Raw genomic sequence first — 22,271 nt, 5'->3', positions numbered from 1 at the left:
GTCGCGTTCCGTCCGCCATCATGGCACCTCCTGACCGCTTGCGGCCTCGTAAAGCTCGAACCAGGTCTGCCGGTCCATCTCGACCTTGAAGGCGTCTGAGAAGGTCGCGATCCGCGACAGCGTGTTGGTGCCCATCACCGGCAGGATGCCCGCCGGATGTGCCAGCAGCCAGGCCACAGCGACCGCTGCGCGATCCACACCTTGCGCGTGCGCCACGGCATCCAGTTGCACAGCGACGCGGCTGTCGTCGGTCATCAGGCTGCCGCCGCCCAGCGGGGACCACGCCATCGGGCTGATGTGATGCTGCTGCAGATGCGCCAAATCGCCGTTGGTGAAACAGTCCCGCGCAGCCAAGCTGATCTCGATCTGGTTGGTCACGAGCTTGTTGGCCATGCTCCATTGCAGCAGGTCCCAGTCCCACGGGCGGAAGTTCGACACCCCCGCCGCCTTGACTTTACCGCTTGCGATCAGCGCGTCGAGCGCGCCACCCGTCTCTGCCGCATCCATCATCGGATCGGGTCGATGAATGAGCAGCAGATCAATCTGCTCGATCCCCATATAGGTCAGTGAGGCCTCGACGCTGGCCTGAATATGCGCCGCCGAGGTATCATAGTATTTGACCCGGCGGTCGGCGTATTTGCCGATGGGTGCGACGATGTCGCATTTGGTCACGATCTCAAGCTGATCGCGCAGGCCCGGGCTTTCCTTGAGCGCCGCGCCCAGCACCTCTTCGGCAACATAGCCGCCGTAGATATCGGCCTGATCCATCGTGGTGATGCCTTGCGCCAGGCAAGCGTCGATCTTGGCACGCACATGCGCGGGCGAGGTGTCGCTATCATCGGCCAACCGCCACATGCCATAGACGATGCGACTGAATTCCAGTGTGTCAGAGAGGGCAATCCGGTCCATCAGCGACGCTCCCCCGCAGCGAGGGGTGTGGCAGGCGCCGCTTGTGGCACGCGGCCATAGGCCTCCGGCAGAGAGCAGGTTTTCAGATGCGGCATCACAACGCGACCGAAGTGTTCGGCCTCGTCGATGTGAGGATAGCCTGAGAAGATAAACGCTCGGATGCCCATCTTTTGGTAGGCTTCGATTTCCGACAACACCTGATCGGCAGAGCCCACCAACGCCGCCCCGCAACCAGACCGTGCCCGCCCCACACCTGTCCAAAGATGCGGCTCCACATACCCGAACTCATCGGCAATATCGCGGTTCTTCGATTGGTGAGACACGCCCAGCGACGTTGCATCGAGCGCCCGTTCGCGGATCTTGCGACCATATTCATCATCCAGCTTGGAGACGATGTAATCGGCGTATTCCTTGGCCTCGGCCTCGGTGTCGCGCACGATCATATGCACGCGCAGACCATAGTCGAGCGTACGCCCTTTATCAGCGGCGCGGTCGTGCACGGCCTGCATCCGGCCTGCGATAGCCTCTTTGGGTTCCGGCCACATCAGGTAGACGTCGCAATGCTCGGCACAAAGGTCGAGCGCGGCGGGGGAATACCCCCCAAAATAGAGCAGCGGCCCGCCCGTCTGATAGGGTTTCGCCGGGTCCGTGGTCAGCCCCTTGAAGCTGTAGACCTCCCCCTCATGGTCGATCTCATCCCGTGTCCAGGCCTGCTTGAGGATCTCGACCACCTCACGCGAGCGCTGATAGCGGTAGTCGCTGTCGGCCTTCTCGCCCGGGAAATCGGAGCTGATAATATTCACCGTCAGCCGCCCCTGCAGCATGTGGTCGAGCGTCGCGATGGTGCGCGCCAGCATGATGGGCTGCATCTCGCCGCAGCGCACGGCAGCCAGCAGGTTGATCTTGTCGGTGATCGGTGCGCAGCCTGCGACAAAGCTCAGCGTGTCCTGCCCCACCTGGTACGACGACGGGCAGAGGATGTTGCGGAAGCCCTGACGCTCGGCCGTCTTCACGATCTCGGAGCAATGCGCCCAGGACGAGCGCAGATCCCCATCCGGCACGCCCAGAAACTGGTAGTCGTCCGAACAGAGGGCGGCGAACCAGGAGACTTCCGCCGCATCAAGATCGGCGGAGGTGACGGGCACAACGGTCATGAGGGTCCTTTCAATTTGCGGGCACGTATTTTCATCTTGCATAGCAGTCGCGAAATAGTAGATCAATAGTGTATCAATTCTCAACCGACACCCGCTCACCCCATGACCACCCCGCCTGCCCGTGGCACCACGCTGCCCAAATACATCCAGCTCAGTGAGCTGCTGATCCGCGATATCGACGCGGGGCGGTTGTTGGAGGGGGAGCGACTGCCGCCCGAACGCCAGATGGCGGTTGAGCTGGGCACCTCCATCGGCACGCTGCGCAAGGCGCTGGCTGATCTGGAACACAAGGGCCTGCTGGAGCGTGTGCAGGGCTCGGGCAACTACATCCGCAAACCGGGCAAGGCGGCGGGTGTCTATGCTATGTTCCGGCTGGAGCTGTTGTCCGGCGGCGGTCTGCCGACAGCGGATGTCATCGACCTGCGCGGTATGGCTAAGCCTGGCGACCTGCCCACATTCGGAACCAGCGCGCAGGCCACGCGTATTCGCCGCCGTCGCTACCTCAATGACGTACCAATTGCGGTGGAGGAGATCTGGCTGGATGGCGATGCCGGGGCTCTCAGTGTCGATATGCTGGCCGAATCTCTCTACCAGACCTACCTCAAGCGGCTTGGTTTTTGGATCACCCGCGCCGAAGACCGTGTGAGCATCGGCACCCTGCCACGCTGGACGCCGGATGATTTCGGCGCCGCAGGCACGCCTTGCGGCTTTATCGAGCGGTTCAGCTGGGCTGCGGGGCCGGAGCCTATTGAATTTTCCCGCACTTGGTTCGATACGGGCAAATCCGTCTACGTACAGCGGCTCAAATAGGGACACGACCATGGGACAGACCACCCGCTACGGCCTGATCGGCTGCGGCATGATGGGGCAAGAGCACCTGAAAAATATCGCGCTGCTGCCGGACACCGCCGTGACGGCGATCTTCGAGCCGGATGCGGCGATGCGCGCCACCGCCGCCGAGATTGCCCCGCAGGCCCGGTTTGCCGACAGTTTGGAAGACCTGGTGCGGGATGACGCGGTGGATTGCCTTGTGGTGACCAGCCCCAACCACTGCCACGCGGCGCAAATGACCCAGATTGCGGCCGCCCGCCCCCTGCCCTTGCTGATGGAAAAACCGCTGCTGACGGATCCGGCGGATATTCCAGCTCTGACAGCCTGTGCCGCCACCTACCCGGCGCCGATCTGGGTGGCGATGGAGTATCGGTATATGCCGCCCATCGCGGCACTGTTGGACGAGGTCGAGCAGGTCACCGGCGGCATCAAGATGCTGACGATCCGCGAGCATCGCTTTCCGTTCCTGAACAAGGTCGGCAACTGGAACCGGTTCAACGCGCAAACGGGCGGCACGTTCGTCGAGAAGTGCTGCCACTTCTTCGATCTGATGCGGTTGATGATCAAAATGGAGCCCATCCGGGTGATGGCGAGTGCCGCACAATCGGTGAACCACCTGGATGAATGCTACGATGGCGCCGGTCCCGACATACTCGACAACGGCTTTGTGATCGTGGATTTTGAAGGCGGCGCGCGGGCGATGCTGGAGCTGTGCATGTTCGCCGAAGGCGCGCGCTATCAGGAGACCATCGCCGCGATGGGCCCTGCGGGAAAGATAGAAGCGTTCGTCCCGGGGCCGACGCGATTTTGGCCCGACGATCTCGGACCTGCGCCCACGCCCATGGTCGAGATCAGCCCACGCAATCCGAAGCGGCCTCAATTGAGAGCTGTTCCGGTTGATCCCGACCTGCTGGCCGCAGGAGACCACAATGGCTCCACCTTCTACCAGCATCAACGGTTTCTGGACGTCGTGCGCGGCAACCTCACAACACCGGACGTCTCTTTTGACGACGGTCTGCGAGCGGTGCAGATGGGACAGGCCGCTCAGGAGTCCGCCCGGACAGGTCAGGCCATTCTGCTCTGAGGACCCCGGGGCAGTGCAGGACAGAAAAATGGACTAGGGCTCGATCACCTGAACGCCCGGCATCCGCGCGATGTCGAAGACATCATCGTCGTAGATCTCGGTCATCTCATCGACAAGCTGCTCGGTCCAACCCGGCATGTCCAACTCTTCTTCGATCGCATCGTCGACGGCGAACTTTTCCAGAAAGGCCACCATAGCGCGCCGTCGCTGCGCCTCGCTCATGTCGGGATGTTTTTCAACAAAGGCCTGAAAGAGCGACATGCCTTCCGGCGCCATGATGTCCGCAAGCAGGTCATAGCCGCCCACGATCTCATCACCATGTTCGATTCGTCCCATCTCGCGAATGACCTCGGGCCAGATCAGCGGCGAATCTTCACTGCACCACACCGTGACTGAAATCCTCGGCACGGCGTCTCGAATGCGCACCAGCGTATCCGACCACCGCACCGCCCGCGGATCCATGCCGTCCATGAAGTCCGTCGGGTCGCCCGGCTGCGCGCGATCACGGACCGCCGGCAGAAAAGTGGCCGGGTTCTTCAGCGCCATGAAGAGCTCGATCTCGTCGGTCTGAAAAATGTTGGCCATCTGCAGCATCCGGGTTGGCGCCCGGGGATAGATTACACCCTGCTGCAATGCCGTGCGCGGGGGCCCGAAGAAATGGCTGTTGGACAGGATTACCCGGTCTGCCGAGGCATTGTCGAGAATTGCATCCAGCAGCACCTCCCGGGCGTTCTCCGCCGGCTCACTGACATCCAGCGCGTCCATGGTCTGCCGCAAAAGCTTGCGATACTTTCCCGGCCCGGGCACGGCCACACCATACGCGCTGAACAGGTCCTTGTTCTTCAGCAGGCTTCGCATCAATCGCTCTTCCTCTGTGAAGTGCGCGCCTGTGTGAAAGAGCAGCTGCATAAGGCCCATGCGGTTGAGAGAGCGTCTCGGCAAGCTACCCCGGCGATCCACCTTGTTCAAACCCAAAGCTAAGGGTAAATTTCCATCTTGCGTGTTGCGGTCAAAATAACTAAACGACCGATCAACGCCCCTATAGCTCAGCTGGTAGAGCAACTGATTTGTAATCAGTAGGTCCGCGGTTCGAGTCCGTGTGGGGGCACCATTTCACTTTTTAGGTGAAAATCACTCAAAAAGCTAAATATCCCAGAGGGTTGCGCGGTTCGATAGCCGCTCTTGTGGTCGTATGCCAAGGGGCCGCTAAAGGCCAGTTTCACCACCAGTCTCTTCATGGCGAATGACCCGTTTTGATAGAGATTCCAGGGGTTTGCCAGGAAGCTCAGGGGTGGTTCGATAATTTCTGCGAAGCTCTTCTTTGGCTTGCCCGATTGAGTGGCTTTTTCCATCAGAACAGTCTTCTGTCTTTCCAACTCTTCAATGCGTTTTTCAAAGGCAGCAATCACGGTTTTGTTGCTGCTGCCCATGATCTTATCGAGGGTCTTGGACACATCCTTGTCGATAGCTTTGATCTGCTTGGCGATCACTGCCTTTTGCTGGCCCTGCTGGTCGAGACGCATCTCCCAGGCTTGCTTGAGCATGGCTTTGACGATCTCAAACAGGTTCTGGCTAGGCTGGAGGGTTTTGAGGATATCCTCAAAGCGCCCTTCGATATCTGCGCGGCGGATCGACTTGCGGCGATAGTCGCAGCCGCGCGTCTGACAGAAGTAATAGGGATGCCGCTTGCCAGTTCTGCTCTTGGCCCAAGCAGCTGTCATTGGCTTGTCACAGCAGGCACAGGTCACAAAGCCACGGAGGGGAAAGTCACGATTGATGTCCTTGCGGGCTGGTGCCAGAGGTCTTGCTGCCTTGCGCTGCTGGATGGCTTCATAGGTGGACAATGAGATGATCGGCTCATGATGGCCCTTACGGCGTGTGATGCCCCAGGGCAGATGCTCGACATAGCCCGCATATACAACACGGCTGATGATATCGCTGACCTTCTGCTGTCGGATTTGACCGTTAGGTAGGTCTTTGGGAAAGAGGGCTTGCGATTCAAAGAAACGTTTCAGCTCGGCCTGCGACGCAATCCGTCCAGAGGCATAACCCTCCAGACCTTCCTGGATGATCGACGCCAAGGGCTCATCACGGGTCAGGAGTTTCCCGTGTGCACCTGTCTTCTTGTATTTGTAGCCGATGGGAGCAGCAAAGACGGCATAGCCATTCATCATCCGCCCCTTCATGCGATTGGAAGTTTGCTCGGCGTTCTTCTCACGCTGATGCTGCGCCACAGAGGCCAGCATGTGCTCCACCAGTCGTGAGTCACTATCCTCGCCAAACTCAATCGATGGGCTTTCCAGGATACCACCAGCCTCGGCCAGTGTTTCACGCAGCTTGATATGGGCCTGCACATTGCGGGCAAAGCGGCTGATATCGTCAATGATGACAACAATGCTGTTTCTGGGATGCAATCTCAGAAACGCCAGCATCCGATCCATCGCTGGTCGGCGTTCGAACTTGCCTGACATATCATCACTGAACACCTCAACGACATCATAGTCCTTGTAGGTGGCATATTCGCGGCAGCGGTTTTCTTGAGAGGCCAGGCCATCGCCCTCACGCACCTGTTTCGCCCCAGACACACGCGTATAGATCACCGCCTTGGTTGGCTTGGTTACAATGGATTGTTGGTTCTGTGCGTTCATAGCTCCTCCTGTCCGATCATCTCTGCCTGCATCAAGGATACAATATCTGGAGGATCATCACTCAAAACATCGTCATCTTCTCCACAGATTTGGGTGACAGGGTTGAGATCAAAGCCGAGATCAACGAAGGCCACGACAATCGACCAGAGTGTTTCGATCAACTCCTTCTGCTGATCCAAGGGCATGTTGCTCTCTTCGAGCATGGCGGCATAGACTTCCCAGTCAATGCACAGGCTGGGACGTTGAAGTGCCTCTTCCATGGGGGTGTGCGAACTAGGTGGCGGGGAGTCATGACTATCGGGCGAACGGGACATGCGCTTGTTTCCTTTTCAAATGTCTGGGTGATGCGTTCTTTTCGCGGTGCTTTAGTTGCACAGTCGCAGTTAGAACAAATATAGAACATCATCCACTACTTCTCTCAATCACGCAAGAGAAAATTTATTAATCCCATACGCTTAGCCTGTTCTTATCGTGGCAAGCTGATGGCAATCTTGGGTAATGAGCGGGTAGAAACAGGTATACGGAAAACTTTGACAGAGTGTACCTTTTATGGTACATTTAGGAATGAACGATAAAAAACGGCTGCCAGCCCGATTTTTTTCATCGGAGAGCGGCAGAATGCCAGTACGCGAGTGGTTGTTGGGTCTATCAGATGATGATCGAAAAAAGGTTGGAGACGACATTCGAACCGCAGAGTTTGGTTGGCCTATTGGTATGCCGCTGTGCCGTGCAATTAGCAGCCACAAAGGGCTTTGGGAAGTGAGGACAAATCTGAAGAAGGGCAATATCGCACGTGTTTTATTCTGCGCTCATGAAGGGGAGATGATCCTTCTACATGGGTTTATCAAGAAGACACAAAAGACGCCCAAAGCAGATTTGGACACCGCAATGAAGAGAATGAGAGGTTTGAGATGACAGACAAAATTGAAAAAGGACGTGCAGGAGAGTCATTCGATGACTTCCTGAAGGATCAGGGCACTTACGAGGAAACAACCGAAGTAGCCGTGAAGCGTGTCCTTGCGTTTCAACTGGCTGAGGCCATGAAGGATCAGGGTATTTCTAAAGTGGAAATGGCAAAACGTCTTGATACCAGCCGATCACAACTAAATCGTCTGCTTGACCCGGATCATGATGGGGTTACGCTGGGTATCCTTGCGCGTGCCGCTAAAGCTGTTGGGCGTGGTATCCGTTTGGAGCTAACCTAAGCGCTTTCGTTATGGCACGAAAGGGACTGAGGATGGCCGGGAAAGGTCGCGACAGATCAAATCGCGATCTTGGCACTAGTGAAAGCTTGCACTGAGATATGAGTTTTGATCCGACAAATGCGAGCCACAAGGCGCAACTTTACCCGATCCTTAAAGCACTAGCCGATCTTGATCCGCGAAAAACACCAGAACTGATCATGGATGACGCGGTGGGATATCCCATTCCTCACGGCAAAGACTACGCAAGAAACATGCGCAAAGGCCAGATCGACAAGACCTTTGCCATGCTGACACATCAATGGTTGATCAAGCATCACTTTAGTTTGGCTCATAGGATATCGCCGCAGATATTCCCCGACACACCGACCAAACGGTGGCGGCAATATTTGGATGAACACGCCATCAAAGGTCATTTAACAATCCAGCTTGTGCCATCTACCATGGGAATCGTCCAACGGGACAGCGCGCTCCAGACCGCCGATGATACGCTCAAGCTTGGACAACGCTTTTGTCTGCAACTCAATAGTGCCATCAATGGCCACGCCATCGCCTTGCAAGGCATTGACGACAGATGGGGCGTATTGGAACTAGCCCCTGATCGATCTGCAGTTGCTATCATCCAGCAAGGGATCAACCGACTGCCACGGCTTCCAAGCGGTCAGATCGATCCACTTTCCGAAAATGGCCCCGAAGGGCTGCATGAGTTTGTGATAGTCTCTGCGCCAACACGCGACATCCCGACTGCCGTCGATCAGTTGATTATCTGGGTTCATGGCGACGTCGAACGCCATCTCCATCATATGAGTGTGAGGATGGTTGGGTAGGCTGGTATGCTGCTGTCAAATTTTTCTTCGGCAACGGCCCCCCAGCGTTGCACGCCGACATGTAGGTTGACTCTCATTGAGCGAGAAGCGCGTAGAAAAGGCCTCCTGCGCCTCACCAAGATCACTACGGATCGTCTCGGAGCCAGCAATTCTTGCCAAGTTGCTCAATTGCTCTTCGCGGCAGCAAAAACTGAAGGCTAGCAAGAGTCAACGGACGTGATTCAATCTTTTGACTGCATTTCCTCATATTTCTCTATTTTTCTATCCAATGCTGTCACTAGATTTTGCAGAGCTTTGGTTAGGTCTAGCAGCTCTTCTTTGCTTATCTGGTGAACTTGACCTGTGTCTCGATCCATCCCATTTCGATGGACGCAGTCGTGTCTAATTCTTATTGCAGCGGTTATAGCGTCCAACTCGTCACCTTCGGTCAAAACCTGAACCCCAATGCCAGTTCGGAATAAGCCATCGACTTTTTTTAAGTTATGAAACGAAACTGCCCGGAGATGCTCAAGCAGCTTCTCCCGAGCAAAAAACTCGAAGCCTATAGCGTCTTTGAGTTCAAACTTGATGGTGCCGATACCGAGGCTTTTTGCTCTGAATAAGCGATCCTGGCCCACTGTGCTGTTCGCTACGGTAACCATGAGTGAGTCAGCTAAGAAAACCTCCAATGCTGTAATACTCTGAGAAAGCAGCATACGGGCCAACATTTGGGATTTTGGATCAACCGAAACACCATCAGCAAGAGCCCGAATATCAGAAACTGTTCGTTCGAATGCTTCACGAATGGTGCGACTGAGCGGCTCTTGTTCTGCTAGCCACTCATAGTAGTCGTAGTCATAGCTGTCTTGATCTGGATAACCCTGCACTGATGCAGCCGTCACATCTATCTGTGGATAGTCGTCTAACTTTATCCGGCAGTTATCCCAATCCGTCCTGACCCAACCGTCGAACCTATTTTGACATTCAAAACAGAAAACACTGACAGGAAAATGATATTCGTCGCTTTCTTCGTATACTACGGGTAGCTCAACTTCCCCGTCGACCTCTTTGCCGCAAACAGGGCAATGGAAAAATGCTTCCGCTGGTTCCCAGAGAGCTTCTTCCATTTCCATCATCAAGTGTTTTGCTTGACCCATGATTCACCAATGCTTTCTACTTATATTTTGTAGTCAAATTTTATGCTCTGCCGCTCCCACAAACTGGCATGATTAGGGTCTCGGCTTACTCTTCAAATGGTTCCATGAGAGGAGTAATCGACGTAAATCCCTTGGTCTTTGAAAAATTCATCTTATGGTTGAAGTTTATCATTGAATCAGACGGATCGATGTTGGACAAGTTAAGCGTCTCAAAGGTCTTGCGTACAAACTGCACTGATAAGATTGGTGTCGGTGCTTTATGCCCAGTGGCTGTGTTCAGCATCTCACCTTCACACGTAACATAGACCTCATCTATGGGTAAAACCTGGAACAGGTCACCCGCTACCTTTAAAGCAACGCTGGCAACATAATCCTGATACAATTCGTTGAACTGACCAACAGGCATTTTGGTTTCAGAAAGTTTACCACTTGCAAGTTGCTTGCGACGCATGCTTGGTACTACCTCATCGGAATGCACTTGTGGCCTTGCGAGCACTGAATTCTCGTAAATGGAAAACTCTACTGATGATCCAATAAGGTCGTTTTCACTCAGAGACTTAAGTTCAGAAATAACCTCGCGCATTGCAAGGATATCGCCGTCAACAAGACGTTTTGCTAAGCTACGATCATTTTCCCACTCTGCAACATCTTCATCGTACTTTCGAAGAATGCGCTCGTTCTCAATACGGTCCTTTTCTGTTGCAGCCTTCAGATTCTGTTCAAGAATGCTCTTTTTCTTCTTGGTTCCGCCTGTCAAGAAGTCAAACATACCTGGCTTGAAGCCCACCATCGCAGCCATTGCTCGATCACTATGTCTGCTCTTGGTCTGTGGCTGTTTAGGCGCCGGTTTATCTATCATGCGATGCCAGTCGATGCGACGTGTCAGATTGGTATGAACCGACAACAAGTTGTCGATGTATCTTTCCCAATCGGATACCGCATCGCTGGCGTCGGCTGCTATCCGTTCCTTTAGCTGCTGTTTATGTTTACGCTCTGCTTCTTTTTCCATGCGGCGCGCGGTTGCAGCAAGTGACCGCATTGTTCCTTTCCAACCCATGGATACCTCCCAATGTGAAAATACTTGCTTCTATCCAAACAAGTATGCCAGCCACAGCATTCTTGGTCGAGTAAATCTGGTTGATTATGCACAGTTGCAATAAAGGTGCTTTCGACAAGGTTCGCATGATACCACGATAATCCAAGTTGCTAACGATACTCTCTGGTGATCAGACTGTTTACAGCTATCAATTCACCCCATTGCTTTGCACCGACAGTAACGAACTGATCAAACTGACTTGGATCAGCTAGCTTAGCAGTCTGCATATCGCCAATGAAATCCTGTGCCTCGCCCAGATCACTGCGAATTGTTTCGGCAGCAGCAATCCTTGCCAAATTGACCGCATCGAAGAAGCAAGGAATGACAACCTCGCGATTGAAGCGCCCCTGTTCGTCGTCAGTCGGTAGGGTGGGGTCGATGTTCAGATCGGGCCGCTGCTGCGCTAGTATGGATTGAATCAAGGGCATCTCCATCACATGACCTAGAAGCTGGAATATCCGTGTTGCAGCTTTTGGATGGGAGACATGCTCAACTCTTCGTTTTGCCTCTTCCCGTTCGATCAGCATCATTATGGCAGCTATGGCCGCTGCCCTGTTACGGATCAATTTCCACCCATCTGGCGAGTAGGCATCCAGTAGCATTTCCATAGCGTCATGATCTGCCTGCATTTCTAAACAGGGTTCGACCAAAGCCCAGTCGTTAGGTGCGATTGCGTGGAGTGTTGCCAGTTGCGCGTTCTCACGGGTGGCGATGCCATAGCTTTTAGGTGCGTTGGCCTCGGTTAGAGACAACCTCCCCGTGAATGCAAAGTGCCCCATCTGATAGTGGTGTAACTCATGCAACAATAGCCAAATCAGACCGAGATAGATCATCTCACTTGCTGTGCTTTCTATGGGTTGCCCAACCCCATTGCAGAAGTCATCATCCGCAAAGGCACGGCCCCATAGATCGGAAAGCGTATCAACGATGCCTGTACTCACTGAGATCACCAAGGCCTCGCCTTCAAGCTCTGCCGCGGCCCAAAACGCTGTATCCGCCACAACGACAAGTCTAGGCACCACAGGAAAAGCTTCACCCATGGTTTCTTCATATTGTGTGAGAGCGTCAGTCAGAGCCTGTTCTAACATCCGCCGTAGTTCTTCCGACCGCTGGCCGTGATCGTGTAAGTGCCACCACGTGGCCCCACATAGCATCGAGAGCTGTACGTACGACGGGTGCGCACAGGCGTTCTCACAGTCGTTGCTTTCCGCGCGCTGCTTCGAAGGGTCGTTCCCCATTCGCAGGCCAAACCATCACCGTCACGGTCTAGATCATGCGGATCACTGAGCGGACCACCAGCGTCCAAGAAGAACCGCTGTGCCTGCCACGACGATCCAAAGTCTGAGCAGTTGGCTAGATCGGCTGAGGTGGCAGCCGCATTGCCCCTTGCATATAGCGCTTTGCCAAAGGCGCTTGCGGTTCTCTGGCCAATGTAAGATCGACCAGAACTGGTTTGGCCGCGCGATGCTAACTCGGCTTCAACGAAGGCCAATTGAAGCGGTGACAGGGAGGGATTGCGATGCTCCCGCCACAGCTCAGTCGTTGATGCGTTTTCCACCAGCGGTGCGATAGAAGCCGGAGTGGTTGCGGCACATGCCGACACTAGAAAAGCGGCTGACGCCAGCCAAATGCGAAAATCCATCATTACCCAATCACCATCTCATTCAAATTCAGCCAAGGGTTGCAGGCAACCAGACAAAGGTCAATGATCCGATGCTGCTATCCCGGCAACAGGTCATCTAGAGACAACATCTAGCTTCGCGTTCACTGCAAGATGTGTGCGGTAGTACCGTACATCTTGAGAAGGGGGACGCTTTCACACTGCGTGTGCGCTCCCCCGTTCTATCCCCCAAGCACATGCTGGCATCTCGGCATTGAGCCAAGAAGCCAGCATACAAACATCATCGGTGTTTGATCCCGACCAGGAGCTTGGAGACATCCCTCTCCACCCTGGACCCGAACCATGGAGCAAGGGGCGTATCGCCGGCCCCTTTGCAATCCCACTCGTCAGGAAGAAGCCATCTCTCCCCAACACCCCATAGGCAGGGTGGCGTTCCTGCCCCCTTGACCCCAGACCATTTCATGGAGACCAACCCCTGCGCGGGTTGGATGCCGTCAGCGTTTCGACGTTGAACTCGACCAGGGTGATGGCGCTCTCCCCCGATACCCCCATCGCCCTGGGAGCATTCCTGCGCCCAAGACCCTTGACCCGACAGAATATTCCTCAGATTTTTCTTGTTCCCTTACAGCTTGGATATCTCGAGCAACCCCAGAATTTTCCGTACCGTCCAGAGCGTCGCCTCATTGCCGAATTGCATCTTGGGCAGCTTGGAACACCGGGCGTCCGGACGGTGTTCTGCTGTGCTGGCTTGGTGTAACCCTGTGGGTTTTGCTGTTGGCGCGTGGAGGTCGCTAGAGCCAGCGAAACGGTGGATGGTGGGACGGGTGCGGACAGTTCAATCAAGTCGCGCTCAGCCTGCCCACGTACCTTCAAAGCATTCAAAAGTGCAGGATCATTCTTCGTCCGGGCTGGCAGCGCGTCAATCTTGGCACGGGCATTCCTCAATGTGCCAAGTCCGTTTCTGATCGTCGCTTCAAGCTTGGCTTTCTCAGCCATGAACCGCCCTCGCAGCGCTTTTTCATCGGCTATGTCCTGCGCATTCGGAGCGCGATTATATCTGAAGCGGGACTCATGCGCTTTTCGCCATGCCATCAGTTTCCCAGTCATGACCTCGCCAAAACCGGGTACTTGCAAAACCGACGAACGCTTGACGTCGCCTGCGGTTTCGATGCCGAAAGAAATCAGCGTTGCGGTCTTCGCCGGGCCAATCCCTGAGATATTGGCGCGCCGTACCGAAAACTGATCGAGAAATGCCTGACGTTGACGGGCCTCTCTGTTGGATTTCAAAATCATCACCTGGCGGGCCAATGCATCGTCATGCCCTTTATAGGCTGAGATAGCGTCATCCAAATCGCCGCGAACTTTTACAACTTCGGTCAGGCCATTCCGTTGCAAGAAGCCGTCCAGCTCCTGTTGAACACGCTCGTCAGCGTCCTTGAAGGCCTTAAGGAATGGACCCGACGATACTTCGCGATCACTGACGAATGACCACCCCCAAAACGCCAAGCCTATCCAGACGAACCATACTGGCGCGGCAACAATAAATCCTGCAACCGCTCCGCCAATCATAAGCAGGCCAAGAAGCATATGCCCACGCTTGCCGTTTCGCGCTTCGCGCAAGGATGGACTGATGTCGCGAACGCTGACTGCTGGAAGCAAATCTCCAGTCACGGGAAAACGGAATGCCAGTATCTCGCGAATGGCTTGCTCCGTGCCTTGTGAGTCAGTCGATATATTCGGTGCAACTGCCGAGAAGTCTGGAAACATATCCAGACCGCTTTGAGCTGACAATTTACACCACACACAACTCTTCGCAGTGCTCGGATAATAATGCGATCTTACACTACTGCAGCGGTTCAACGAGGCTTCCAGCTTCGACAGAACCTGAATCCAGTCGCTTGCACTCGGACGAGCGCTCGGTGCTAGACCAAAGGCATTTTCGAATGCATCGCCAATCGTGCCCATAAAGAGATCGAGTGCCAAAGCCCCAGGAGGCGGTTTAGTCTGCGTCTGCGCCTGCCGCACTAACGAGTAAGCAAAGCGGTTTTGGGCAATGTCCTCACCAATTGAGGTCTCGCTGCCCTTGCGAATTCCGGCGTATGGGTGCTTGCCCATGAACAGCAGTTGAAAGATCGCTACCGCCAAGCCGAAATTGTCGTGCTCAATCGTCCGCTCAACCGTCGCAAGTTTCTTTCCGTGAAGTTCGGGCGGAGTGAAGTCCGGCACCCCGACGACGCACGGATAAGAGGTGCCGTTCAAACTAAACTGGAAACTATCCGCATCAATTAGTGCGACCGTCGCATCTCTTGCGACGAGAATGCCCGAATGGTTCAAGTCACCAATGACGCATCCTGTTTGATGGACCTTACCGACAGCGCGTGCAACGTTCGATGCGACGTGGATCACGAAACGATAGTCCGCCTTTGGAAAAAAACGCAGCCGTGATTTAGGACTATAGAGTTCGTGTAGCGGTCGATAGCCCGATACGAGCCGCATGACGAAGCCGAGGAAGCTGCCCTTCCTGTCTGTCACGATATCGCCAGGATAAGCGATCAGCTCAGTCTGGACGGCAAGACCTTCGCCGACCATTGCCCGCACCTTGTTTTCGCGCTTAGGGCGCAAATTCGCTTTATAGATTTTGACGGCCAATCCTGCCCGTCCTTTGATCGCATAGACTTCGCCTTCACCGCCTTTGCCGATCAGCTCAGCAACAGACGCACGATCCTTTCCGATCATGATGTCCTGCATCGTCATGCCCCCGAAATGAGGATGAGTGTTTTATCATCGTCGGTTCTTTCGCAGATATCAGGTCCGGCAAGATAGTTACCCAGTTTCAGGGATAACTCAGGCAATCGCCCTTTAGCGTCAGCGTTGTCCACGGGACGCAACATCGGATTGAAAAACTGCGGCGATGCTGACTGATCGACATGCGATAGCGCCAAATCGCCGATGCCATCCGAGAACAGAGCAAACGCATCATGTTCGGGTGTAAATCGCTGGATGTTGAGGCGCGGCTCCGGATCATCGGTTACAAAGAATGTCGTTGAGGCGTACTCACCGTTCTCTGGCCAACAGAGAACGTCCCATTCCCCGCATCGACGACCAACGACTGCGCTATCTCCAATATGCAGGGTTAGAGTTTCTACCGGAGTTGAAATCACTGCCGCTAGAGTCGCCGCAAACTGGCGCGGTTTGCTGCCGCGCCTCTCGGCAATCATCGTTATTCTGTCTCGAATATTGTCAATCCAATCCAGAAGCACTTCATCACTTGGTGGATGCCTGTTGTCACGTAACCAATCCCGCGCATAAAACGACAGCATGCGACATACAAGCCAAGCCCCATGAGCACCGAATTCAGCGCTTCCAGCGCCGTCCGAGACGATAGCAAAGACACTATCGTCTCCTGCTACCGAAACGGCATATGCGTCTTGAAGTCTTTCACCGTTCCGAATGTGGGACGTGCCAATTTTCGATGCGGCGGCCCACCGCCAAGCCACAAATTTAATCCGCGACAGCCCATCCATCAGGGGCTGTCGGATTTGAAAGCGGCACGGCATCGCCGGGATTCGATTGTGACACGGCACTGAGAGAACTGGATAGCCATTGGAAAAGTTCTTTGAAGGCCAGTCCTTTCAGCTTAAGCGGTTGGCGCGTCGCGATCTGGCCAAGAATGTTCATATCTGCGTCTTCGACCCCGACAGCATAGAACATGAACTCTTTGCGCTCTTCTCCTTGATGTACGCGGCGCATTGCTTCACTCCAGCTATCAGTTGGGGCTCCATCAGTTATCAGGAACACCCAGGGCCTGAAAATCTTCAGGCCGTTTGACCTGATGTGATCTTTTCTCGCGCGCAACATTTCCAGCCCTGTGACGATTGCTTCACCCATGGGGGTAGAGCCGCCGACTTCCAACGTCTCCGGATAAAAATTGTCTACTGTTGCAAACTCACACCGCGTTTCCACTGGGCCAAATGTCACCATTGCCAATTCTACACGTTTTGAAGCAAGTGAATCTGAAAGCAAATCTTGGCGCAGCGTCGCCAGGCCCTCATTTAATTGCGAGATTGGGGCACCGCTCATCGAGTACGAGGTATCCAGAAGCAATAGCACCGGACACCGTGGTTCCGGGTTTTCTTGTAATATAGCGTCTACAAATGGTTCTTGCTCAAATTCGTCCATCATACCCCTCGTTTACCTAATTTTGACTACCCTAGGTTATCGCACAACTTTCGCGCGATGGGAAGAAAAAATTCATATAATTCATAAAGTTGCGTCGCTTCCCGTAAGTTGGATGCCTTCGAGCGTCGACCTAGCGAACCGACCTACTAAGAACCTTTTGGAAAGGCTTCTAGGCAAAGCGCAACCCTTGCGTATCGCACTTTGTCAACCGGCCCTGAATTCCTGTACATCCAAGCACAACTCTTGTGGATTGTTCGGCGGATATTCTTGGTTTCCCCAAAAATAGTCCATCGACTGCGCCGCTAGGTTTGATGATGTTTAGAGGACTTGCGCAAACCATTGTTTTTCGAAAGCTTTAGCCGGAGGTGTTCCAAGCGGTGACAAGTCGGGCACAGAAGCGCAAAGTCATCGATTGTGGTGTACCGTTCACCTTCGGCCAACGGATTCTTGTGATGAACATCAAAGCAGGAGCGCGCAGGAACCCCAACGAGATCATTGCGCATCGACGGATCGAACTTGCACTCATCACAAATCAGCAGTCCGTGCCTCTTCCTTTCTTTCGCAAACCGATTAGCGAGCCATGTCGCCCTTTTGATAATCTTCCCTCGCCGTTCCTCGGTCTCGCCTTCGAGAGCGCCAAAAAGGTCGCGCTCCATCTGCCGCTGATCTCGAGGCGATAAGTTTGACAGCTCAGCCATCATGATTTCGTCATCTATCGCAATCCAAGCGTTTGGCGCGTCCATGCGCTTTATCTTGAGTTTGGCGATAGCGGCCCGCGCTTCGTCGTCCAGAGGTCTTAGTGTTGCTGACTGAGTTTGGTAAATTCGCCGGAAGACTTCCTTTGTGAATACATCTTTTGCTTTCGGCCTATCTATAATTTCGTATGTTTCAACTATTGGAAATGCGACTGCCCAGCGACGCCGCTCGTTGTCGGAAGACCACATGTTTTGCAAGCGATCGAACTCATCCTTCCCGACTATCTGTTCGAGCGGTCGCATTGAGTGGCGTAGCTTATGAACTGCGACGAGAGAGTCCTTCAAAGTCTCGTGCTCGATCCGTTCCTGGATGATGCGCGGATCATTCTCGAATCCGGGGTTCGGTTCCTCGAAGGATTGCGTAATGCGTTCTAGTACGTAGCCTTTTTCCATTTGCCTCTGAACAGTACTTTCACACTGAGACTCGGCATTTGGTCCTTTGCCTTGTGGTGTAAAGCCCAGCCAAGTCGTACCTGGAAGCCAATCAGCCTTTGAGGCGGTCACAGGCCGCGGTAGATCACTAATTCGCATGATTCGCTCTCTTACCGTTCGTTTCGCTGATGTGCAGATTTCATTGAGGCTTTAAAGATGCCTCTTCTGTCAAGCTTCGACATCCCCCAAGAAAAACAGTCGAAAGAGCTTAAAGCCAGACTTGGGGCGACTGCCCCTGGCGCGGATCAAAGGGTGGGTCCTCGCCATGCTCGCTTCCGCATCTTCGATTTGTGCAGCTTGCGCGTGGCTCTGGTCCCAGGCTGAGCCTGCCTTTGATCCTTGCACCCCCGTTCCTCGGCGGAGGCCAGACGGTTGCATGCGCAACACGTCAAACCAAAGAAGAAAGAAGAGGAACAAGACCATGACTTATCAGAACATCATTTGCGGCGAAGCCGTTGAAACACTTAAGACCTTCAAGGATGAAAGCGTCGATCTGGTGGTCACAGACCCGCCATATCTTTGTAAATACCGTGATCGCGATGGGCGCAGTATCACCAATGATACCAACCCCGAAGCCGTGCTTGGTGTGTTTCCCGAACTCTATCGCGTCTTAAAACAAGATAGCTATTGCCTGTTGTTCTGTGGCTGGAACGCCATTGCCCAATTCTCGGCGGCTTGGGAGGCGGCTGGGTTTCGTGTGGGAGGTCACATCATCTTTGCCAAGCCCTATACATCCAAAGCCAAGCATGTTGGATACTGCCATGAAAGCGCGTGGGTTCTCACAAAAGGCAGACCAGCACCACGGACAAACCCGCTGAATGACGTGCAGGAATGGCACTATACAGGCAATAAGAACCACCCAACAGAAAAGTCCGTTGAGGTAATCGCACCCCTTATCCGCAGCTTTTCGAGGCCAGGAGATACTGTCTTAGACCCGTTCTTGGGCTCAGGCACGAGCGTCGTTGCCGCCACCCTCAATGGTCGCAACGCTATCGGTATAGAGTTGAATGCTCGCTACTGCCGCCATGCTGAACAGCGTCTTGCAGGCGTCACACGCTATCTAACCGCCAAGCAAAAAAGCACAAACGTGCTGGAGGTGGCAGCATGAGCGTAGAGACATATCACCTCACATGGCAGGGTATTGAGATTGAAGTAATCTATACGCCCAAGAAATGGAACGTGACTGCACATCTTGAGTTGCGCAGTCTTCACCCCAAGCGTGCCCCTTTGCCAATCACGGAGACGGGCTACAAGTCGCACTTTCATCCTATCGGGACAATGGAGGCCGCAGAAGGCACGATAACTGAACAGGTTACGGCATGGCTGGACAGGTCAGCCCAGTCCGAAGCATGGCAGAAGCATATCGAAGACACACGACAGCTCTCACTGTTTTGAGAGTGACAGCAAAAAAACGGCCATGCTTGGAGCATGGCCGTCTCGTCTTGATGTATGCCCTTATAGTTTCGGCTGGACAGAAGGAAGATTGTTCCGCTCCGCTTCCAGCAAGCGCACACGGATTTCCAAATCATGGATCATGTTCTTAGCCTCCATCAGAAAGTCCCGCGCAACAATCCGGTATTCCGACAGACGCCCCATACGCCCCTCGGCATAGAGAACCATCAAGACAGCTTCGCAGTATCCGCCATTTTCGATTTTGTCCTCCATGTCTTTGACAACCTGATACTTCTCCTGAGGCTTCGCCGTCGATCTGTACAGCGACGTGGTGGGATCAAAGCATGGCCCGCTAAACCGCGCACTATCTTTGACCGGATAGGCCAGGATCTTGTATGACCCTTTACCCAAGCCCCGTGCCCCGAAATCTTTCTGGCTATCAACTGGATCAGGCCCAAACTCCGCGATGATGGCAGCCTCCAAGTCGGTCGCGGTGGGCATCAACTCGGGCTTGTTGGATTTGACCGTTTTATCAACCCTCCAGATCATCTGACCGCTATGCCAATGCGTTGGCGTCACAGTTGTGCGGTCTTTGACACCCTGCACATCAGTGATGTTAAAGCCAATGGCTTCAAACTCGTCTACGGGTGAGACATTGCCTCGACCGTACTGGGCGGTCCATCTGCGTAGCTTCAATCGAAGCGTTGGATTGGCTGTTTGCATCGCAGTGGAGAAATCAACGTCCAAAGGGACATTGCTGATGCGCCAGCCAAAGCCTTCAAAGGCAGAAGGCAAATTCTGTAGCAGAGGCTTCTCTGCCTCTTGGGCGGATGCCGACGAGCCTAGGGCGGCAATGACAGCGAGAACGGGGCCGAGTTTGTGAAGTGGCGAGAGTAACATGACGCTCCTTGTCTCTGGTAAAAGCGCATGGGCGACTCCCAAAAGGGGTCCCTTTTCTAAGATGGCTAGGAGGTCTGATTGGCCTTATCGCATCATTGATTATCCACAAGAAATTCGGGCACACCGGATCACCTGCAACCTGCGCATCGACTGGCTCAAAAGGGACCCCTTTCATGCAAGTCGATAAACAGCTGAAACCTAGCTCTTGCCGCGACAAACGGCCTCACCACCATGGGAACATGATATCGAACCAAGACCAGAATACGGGACGCCAGGTTGGCTATGTCCGCGTATCGGATGCCGATCAGTCAGAAGCCTTACAGATTGATGCTCTGAAAGCAGCAGGTTGCGCTATCATCTACACAGATCATGGTGTTTCGGGGGCCAAGACTGCCAGACCGGCCTTAGATCAGATGATGAAGGCCCTAGAAGCTGGCGACACACTGACAGTCTGGAAGCTTGACCGCTTGGGCCGTTCAACCATCCATCTGCTCTCCATCCTTGAAGAGCTGCAACATCGTGGCGTTCACTTCCATGCGATCACCCAGGGCATCGACACTTCAACGGCGGTTGGTCGGATGATTTTCGGTCAGTTGGCCGTCTTCGCTGAGTATGAGCGCAGTCTGATTTCGGAGCGCACCAAGGCGGGCATGAAGGCCGCAAAAGCCAGGGGCGTGCATGTGGGAAGGCCGAAGCCCACGGCAATCCGCTAGGCACTAGTTAAGTGGTACCGCCGATCTCTAGGCCAAAGGATTCCCAATCTATTTGGTAACCAATGAGGGTCGACAGATCATTCAACTCGTCCCGGTACTTCAAGATATACTCATCGTTGCTCGATGCTGTTTGCGTTGCTGAAGGGTAGACCTTGATACCCAATATCTGAACTCGTTCACTGAAGCCGTCGTCATGAAGGTACCCCTCCAGCCGCTCTTCGGGAAGATTCCCAATCTGGCCATCGTCCTTAAAAAAGTTGTAAACGCAAATGCCTTTCCTATTGGACGCAGGATTCCCGTACTCAAGGAATATGCGTTCCGCGGAGTAGGTCACATTTCGTTTGTCATGGTTTATCATTTCAATACCAAACTTCTGTTCTCTATCAGCATACTTCGTCTTCCAATACGCCAGCCCTTGGATACTCACCTCTCTACCCTGAAAGGATATATCAAATCTCGCCAGAGATATTATCCCGCTTCTGTCATATCCAATCGTTACCCAGTGACCTCCTCTATCGGCTTTCCGCCTATTTGAAAGTCGCGCTCGAAGAGTTTTTCCACCATCGTAGTTTATTAGAAATTCTTCCGACTTATAACTCTGTAGTGCGTTAAAATAGTTCTGAAAGAGATCAACAAGCTCCGCATCTTGTGACCGAAATAGCTCCTTGTTTCGCATGGACGATGCGTAGGACCAACCAAAAATGACTTCTTTCTCTGACCGACCGTAGTCAACAAGAATGAAGTTCAATGTCGGCACGTTATGTCTCAGTAAAATAACTTTATGACTAATTCCCTCAATCGATGGCACCGGTATTTTATTAAATCGATTGCTGCTGAGCTCATTTATACTAACAATGTCGATCCATGTTTGACCCTTTGAGTTAAAGAAAATAGAATACAAATCTATTACTGAGTGATCAGTGTGTAGTCTACTTTTTAGGTTTTCACTAGATCCAACAAAGGTATTTTCAACGTTGACAGCAGATACTAGTCGATCCGCCAAATACGTCAATGCCTCCTCATCAGATGAAAGTTTTTCAATATTGAATGAGTTTGTAATGCCTTTTTGAATTTCTGCAAAGCGCTTCTCTGCTTTATCTTGCTCTATAAGTTCCGCTCCCAAGCCGCTTAATCTATCAACTAAAAGTCCTAAAACAAAGGCAATGAAAGCTATAGATACACCATCACTTAGATCTAGATTTGTAAACCAAACTGCTAAAGCAAAGAAGACAATCGTAATAATTAAACCAATAGTTCTTGACAAAAATAATGCCACAATACTATGATCCATTTTTTTACGATTTTTAACGAGGGTTTTATTCATGTTTCATAGCCATTATTCATCATATTCAACCAGCGAACCTTGCTTAAAGTCATTGAAGATCAGTTCGG

Annotated in this window: 23 protein-coding genes and 1 tRNA gene; 9 read left to right on the top strand and 15 right to left on the bottom strand. The window is 53.4% G+C overall.

Annotation, left to right across the window (positions count from 1 at the left end; translation table 11 throughout):
- Positions 1 to 18: 18 nt before the first annotated feature.
- Positions 19 to 909: an aldo/keto reductase gene (locus tag Q1A71_RS02460; protein ID WP_299671362.1), complete on the bottom strand. Its 891-nt coding sequence runs from the start codon at positions 907 to 909 to the stop codon at positions 19 to 21.
- A complete protein-coding gene (locus Q1A71_RS02455) occupies positions 909 to 2,063 on the bottom strand; it encodes an LLM class flavin-dependent oxidoreductase (RefSeq protein ID WP_299671359.1) in 1,155 nt (384 codons plus the stop codon). The genes Q1A71_RS02460 and Q1A71_RS02455 overlap by 1 nt, the downstream gene beginning before the upstream one ends.
- Positions 2,064 to 2,165: 102 nt before the next feature.
- On the opposite strand from Q1A71_RS02455, the gene Q1A71_RS02450 reads away from it, so the two are divergent.
- Together Q1A71_RS02450 and Q1A71_RS02445 are read left to right on the top strand one after the other, a co-directional pair.
- A complete protein-coding gene (locus Q1A71_RS02450; protein WP_299671357.1) occupies positions 2,166 to 2,873 on the top strand; it encodes a GntR family transcriptional regulator in 708 nt (235 codons plus the stop codon).
- Positions 2,874 to 2,883: 10 nt separating this feature from the next.
- Entirely contained in the window at positions 2,884 to 3,978 is a 1,095-nt protein-coding gene (locus tag Q1A71_RS02445) for a Gfo/Idh/MocA family oxidoreductase (protein WP_299671355.1), read from the top strand.
- Positions 3,979 to 4,011: 33 nt separating this feature from the next.
- Here the strand turns inward: Q1A71_RS02445 and Q1A71_RS02440 are convergent, their stop codons facing one another.
- Positions 4,012 to 4,836 (bottom strand): hypothetical protein, encoded by an 825-nt coding sequence (locus Q1A71_RS02440; RefSeq protein ID WP_299671352.1) that lies wholly within the window; start codon positions 4,834 to 4,836, stop codon positions 4,012 to 4,014.
- Between the two features lie 177 nt (positions 4,837 to 5,013).
- On the opposite strand from Q1A71_RS02440, the gene Q1A71_RS02435 reads away from it, so the two are divergent.
- Positions 5,014 to 5,089 (top strand) — tRNA-Thr (locus tag Q1A71_RS02435).
- Here the strand turns inward: Q1A71_RS02435 and Q1A71_RS02430 are convergent.
- Positions 5,052 to 6,626 (bottom strand): recombinase family protein, encoded by a 1,575-nt coding sequence (locus Q1A71_RS02430; RefSeq protein ID WP_299671959.1) that lies wholly within the window; start codon positions 6,624 to 6,626, stop codon positions 5,052 to 5,054. The two genes, Q1A71_RS02435 and Q1A71_RS02430, sit on opposite strands and share 38 nt — an antisense overlap.
- Complete coding sequence (locus Q1A71_RS02425; RefSeq protein WP_299671349.1) at positions 6,623 to 6,886, bottom strand: hypothetical protein; 264 nt, start codon at positions 6,884 to 6,886, stop codon at positions 6,623 to 6,625. Before Q1A71_RS02425 ends, Q1A71_RS02430 begins: the two co-directional genes overlap by 4 nt.
- Positions 6,887 to 7,190: 304 nt before the next feature.
- Here Q1A71_RS02425 and Q1A71_RS02420 point away from each other — a divergent pair, with 304 nt between their 5' ends.
- The 3 genes from Q1A71_RS02420 (at position 7,191) to Q1A71_RS02410 (ending at position 8,655) form a co-directional block, all read left to right on the top strand.
- Entirely contained in the window at positions 7,191 to 7,541 is a 351-nt protein-coding gene (locus Q1A71_RS02420) for a type II toxin-antitoxin system RelE/ParE family toxin (protein WP_299671346.1), read from the top strand.
- The gene (locus tag Q1A71_RS02415) at positions 7,538 to 7,831 is read left to right on the top strand and encodes a helix-turn-helix transcriptional regulator (protein WP_299671343.1); all 294 of its coding nucleotides are present in this window, start codon (positions 7,538 to 7,540) and stop codon (positions 7,829 to 7,831) included. The genes Q1A71_RS02420 and Q1A71_RS02415 overlap by 4 nt, the downstream gene beginning before the upstream one ends.
- A gap of 98 nt (positions 7,832 to 7,929) precedes the next feature.
- Positions 7,930 to 8,655, top strand: a complete 726-nt coding sequence (locus tag Q1A71_RS02410) for a hypothetical protein (protein ID WP_299671341.1) — start codon at positions 7,930 to 7,932, stop codon at positions 8,653 to 8,655.
- 221 nt (positions 8,656 to 8,876) lie between these two features.
- Here Q1A71_RS02410 and Q1A71_RS02405 read toward each other — a convergent pair whose 3' ends face one another.
- From Q1A71_RS02405 to Q1A71_RS02370, 8 genes are all read right to left on the bottom strand, one after another.
- Positions 8,877 to 9,791: a hypothetical protein gene (locus tag Q1A71_RS02405; protein WP_299671338.1), complete on the bottom strand. Its 915-nt coding sequence runs from the start codon at positions 9,789 to 9,791 to the stop codon at positions 8,877 to 8,879.
- 85 nt (positions 9,792 to 9,876) lie between these two features.
- Positions 9,877 to 10,848 (bottom strand): hypothetical protein, encoded by a 972-nt coding sequence (locus tag Q1A71_RS02400; protein WP_299671336.1) that lies wholly within the window; start codon positions 10,846 to 10,848, stop codon positions 9,877 to 9,879.
- A gap of 149 nt (positions 10,849 to 10,997) precedes the next feature.
- Complete coding sequence (locus tag Q1A71_RS02395; protein ID WP_299671333.1) at positions 10,998 to 11,975, bottom strand: hypothetical protein; 978 nt, start codon at positions 11,973 to 11,975, stop codon at positions 10,998 to 11,000.
- Entirely contained in the window at positions 11,969 to 12,529 is a 561-nt protein-coding gene (locus tag Q1A71_RS02390) for an excalibur calcium-binding domain-containing protein (RefSeq protein WP_299671957.1), read from the bottom strand. The genes Q1A71_RS02395 and Q1A71_RS02390 overlap by 7 nt, the downstream gene beginning before the upstream one ends.
- A 582-nt stretch (positions 12,530 to 13,111) precedes the next feature.
- Positions 13,112 to 15,256, bottom strand: a complete 2,145-nt coding sequence (locus Q1A71_RS02385; protein WP_299671331.1) for a topoisomerase DNA-binding C4 zinc finger domain-containing protein — start codon at positions 15,254 to 15,256, stop codon at positions 13,112 to 13,114.
- Between the two features lie 2 nt (positions 15,257 to 15,258).
- A complete protein-coding gene (locus Q1A71_RS02380; RefSeq protein WP_299671328.1) occupies positions 15,259 to 16,032 on the bottom strand; it encodes a PP2C family serine/threonine-protein phosphatase in 774 nt (257 codons plus the stop codon).
- Entirely contained in the window at positions 16,010 to 16,687 is a 678-nt protein-coding gene (locus Q1A71_RS02375; RefSeq protein ID WP_299671326.1) for a VWA domain-containing protein, read from the bottom strand. Before Q1A71_RS02375 ends, Q1A71_RS02380 begins: the two co-directional genes overlap by 23 nt.
- A gap of 302 nt (positions 16,688 to 16,989) precedes the next feature.
- On the bottom strand, positions 16,990 to 17,973 hold the full coding sequence (locus tag Q1A71_RS02370; protein WP_299671324.1) for an HNH endonuclease: 984 nt from the start codon (positions 17,971 to 17,973) through the stop codon (positions 16,990 to 16,992).
- A 322-nt stretch (positions 17,974 to 18,295) separates the two neighbouring features.
- Between Q1A71_RS02370 and Q1A71_RS02365 the strand changes: the two genes are divergently transcribed.
- Together Q1A71_RS02365 and Q1A71_RS02360 are read left to right on the top strand one after the other, a co-directional pair.
- Positions 18,296 to 18,982: a DNA methyltransferase gene (locus tag Q1A71_RS02365; RefSeq protein ID WP_299671322.1), complete on the top strand. Its 687-nt coding sequence runs from the start codon at positions 18,296 to 18,298 to the stop codon at positions 18,980 to 18,982.
- Positions 18,979 to 19,269 carry a hypothetical protein gene (locus tag Q1A71_RS02360; RefSeq protein WP_299671320.1) on the top strand — a complete coding sequence of 97 codons (291 nt, stop codon included), beginning with the start codon at positions 18,979 to 18,981 and terminating at the stop codon, positions 19,267 to 19,269. Before Q1A71_RS02365 ends, Q1A71_RS02360 begins: the two co-directional genes overlap by 4 nt.
- A gap of 60 nt (positions 19,270 to 19,329) precedes the next feature.
- Here Q1A71_RS02360 and Q1A71_RS02355 read toward each other — a convergent pair whose 3' ends face one another.
- Positions 19,330 to 20,166 carry a hypothetical protein gene (locus Q1A71_RS02355; protein ID WP_299671318.1) on the bottom strand — a complete coding sequence of 279 codons (837 nt, stop codon included), beginning with the start codon at positions 20,164 to 20,166 and terminating at the stop codon, positions 19,330 to 19,332.
- Positions 20,167 to 20,339: 173 nt separating this feature from the next.
- Between Q1A71_RS02355 and Q1A71_RS02350 the strand changes: the two genes are divergently transcribed.
- Positions 20,340 to 20,879: a recombinase family protein gene (locus tag Q1A71_RS02350; RefSeq protein WP_299671316.1), complete on the top strand. Its 540-nt coding sequence runs from the start codon at positions 20,340 to 20,342 to the stop codon at positions 20,877 to 20,879.
- A gap of 7 nt (positions 20,880 to 20,886) precedes the next feature.
- Here Q1A71_RS02350 and Q1A71_RS02345 read toward each other — a convergent pair whose 3' ends face one another.
- Positions 20,887 to 22,203 carry a hypothetical protein gene (locus tag Q1A71_RS02345; RefSeq protein ID WP_299671314.1) on the bottom strand — a complete coding sequence of 439 codons (1,317 nt, stop codon included), beginning with the start codon at positions 22,201 to 22,203 and terminating at the stop codon, positions 20,887 to 20,889.
- Positions 22,204 to 22,271: the final 68 nt, after the last annotated feature.

It is taken from the genome of uncultured Roseobacter sp., from assembly GCF_947493125.1.
Classification (GTDB): domain Bacteria; phylum Pseudomonadota; class Alphaproteobacteria; order Rhodobacterales; family Rhodobacteraceae; genus Roseobacter.
Note: the sequence above shows the minus strand (reverse complement) of the source record. Positions and strands in the feature narration are given on the sequence as shown.

Bases quoted from the DNA above. Each gene is read 5' to 3' on its own strand.
- Q1A71_RS02455 (WP_299671359.1), bottom strand. From the start codon at position 2,063: ATGACCGTTGTGCCCGTCACCTCCGCCGATCTTGATGCGGCGGAAGTC.
- Q1A71_RS02415 (WP_299671343.1), top strand. From the start codon at position 7,538: ATGACAGACAAAATTGAAAAAGGACGTGCAGGAGAGTCATTCGATGAC.
- Q1A71_RS02425 (WP_299671349.1), bottom strand. From the start codon at position 6,886: ATGGAAGAGGCACTTCAACGTCCCAGCCTGTGCATTGACTGGGAAGTC.
- Q1A71_RS02440 (WP_299671352.1), bottom strand. From the start codon at position 4,836: ATGCGAAGCCTGCTGAAGAACAAGGACCTGTTCAGCGCGTATGGTGTG.
- Q1A71_RS02365 (WP_299671322.1), top strand. From the start codon at position 18,296: ATGACTTATCAGAACATCATTTGCGGCGAAGCCGTTGAAACACTTAAG.
- Q1A71_RS02345 (WP_299671314.1), bottom strand. From the start codon at position 22,203: ATGAATAAAACCCTCGTTAAAAATCGTAAAAAAATGGATCATAGTATT.
- Q1A71_RS02445 (WP_299671355.1), top strand. From the start codon at position 2,884: ATGGGACAGACCACCCGCTACGGCCTGATCGGCTGCGGCATGATGGGG.
- Q1A71_RS02355 (WP_299671318.1), bottom strand. From the start codon at position 20,166: ATGTTACTCTCGCCACTTCACAAACTCGGCCCCGTTCTCGCTGTCATT.
- Q1A71_RS02430 (WP_299671959.1), bottom strand. From the start codon at position 6,626: ATGAACGCACAGAACCAACAATCCATTGTAACCAAGCCAACCAAGGCG.
- Q1A71_RS02390 (WP_299671957.1), bottom strand. From the start codon at position 12,529: ATGGATTTTCGCATTTGGCTGGCGTCAGCCGCTTTTCTAGTGTCGGCA.
- Q1A71_RS02410 (WP_299671341.1), top strand. From the start codon at position 7,930: ATGAGTTTTGATCCGACAAATGCGAGCCACAAGGCGCAACTTTACCCG.
- Q1A71_RS02460 (WP_299671362.1), bottom strand. From the start codon at position 909: ATGGACCGGATTGCCCTCTCTGACACACTGGAATTCAGTCGCATCGTC.
- Q1A71_RS02350 (WP_299671316.1), top strand. From the start codon at position 20,340: ATGCAAGTCGATAAACAGCTGAAACCTAGCTCTTGCCGCGACAAACGG.
- Q1A71_RS02400 (WP_299671336.1), bottom strand. From the start codon at position 10,848: ATGGGTTGGAAAGGAACAATGCGGTCACTTGCTGCAACCGCGCGCCGC.
- Q1A71_RS02395 (WP_299671333.1), bottom strand. From the start codon at position 11,975: ATGTTAGAACAGGCTCTGACTGACGCTCTCACACAATATGAAGAAACC.
- Q1A71_RS02405 (WP_299671338.1), bottom strand. From the start codon at position 9,791: ATGGGTCAAGCAAAACACTTGATGATGGAAATGGAAGAAGCTCTCTGG.
- Q1A71_RS02420 (WP_299671346.1), top strand. From the start codon at position 7,191: ATGAACGATAAAAAACGGCTGCCAGCCCGATTTTTTTCATCGGAGAGC.
- Q1A71_RS02450 (WP_299671357.1), top strand. From the start codon at position 2,166: ATGACCACCCCGCCTGCCCGTGGCACCACGCTGCCCAAATACATCCAG.
- Q1A71_RS02370 (WP_299671324.1), bottom strand. From the start codon at position 17,973: ATGCGAATTAGTGATCTACCGCGGCCTGTGACCGCCTCAAAGGCTGAT.
- Q1A71_RS02375 (WP_299671326.1), bottom strand. From the start codon at position 16,687: ATGGACGAATTTGAGCAAGAACCATTTGTAGACGCTATATTACAAGAA.
- Q1A71_RS02385 (WP_299671331.1), bottom strand. From the start codon at position 15,256: ATGCAGGACATCATGATCGGAAAGGATCGTGCGTCTGTTGCTGAGCTG.
- Q1A71_RS02360 (WP_299671320.1), top strand. From the start codon at position 18,979: ATGAGCGTAGAGACATATCACCTCACATGGCAGGGTATTGAGATTGAA.
- Q1A71_RS02380 (WP_299671328.1), bottom strand. From the start codon at position 16,032: ATGGATGGGCTGTCGCGGATTAAATTTGTGGCTTGGCGGTGGGCCGCC.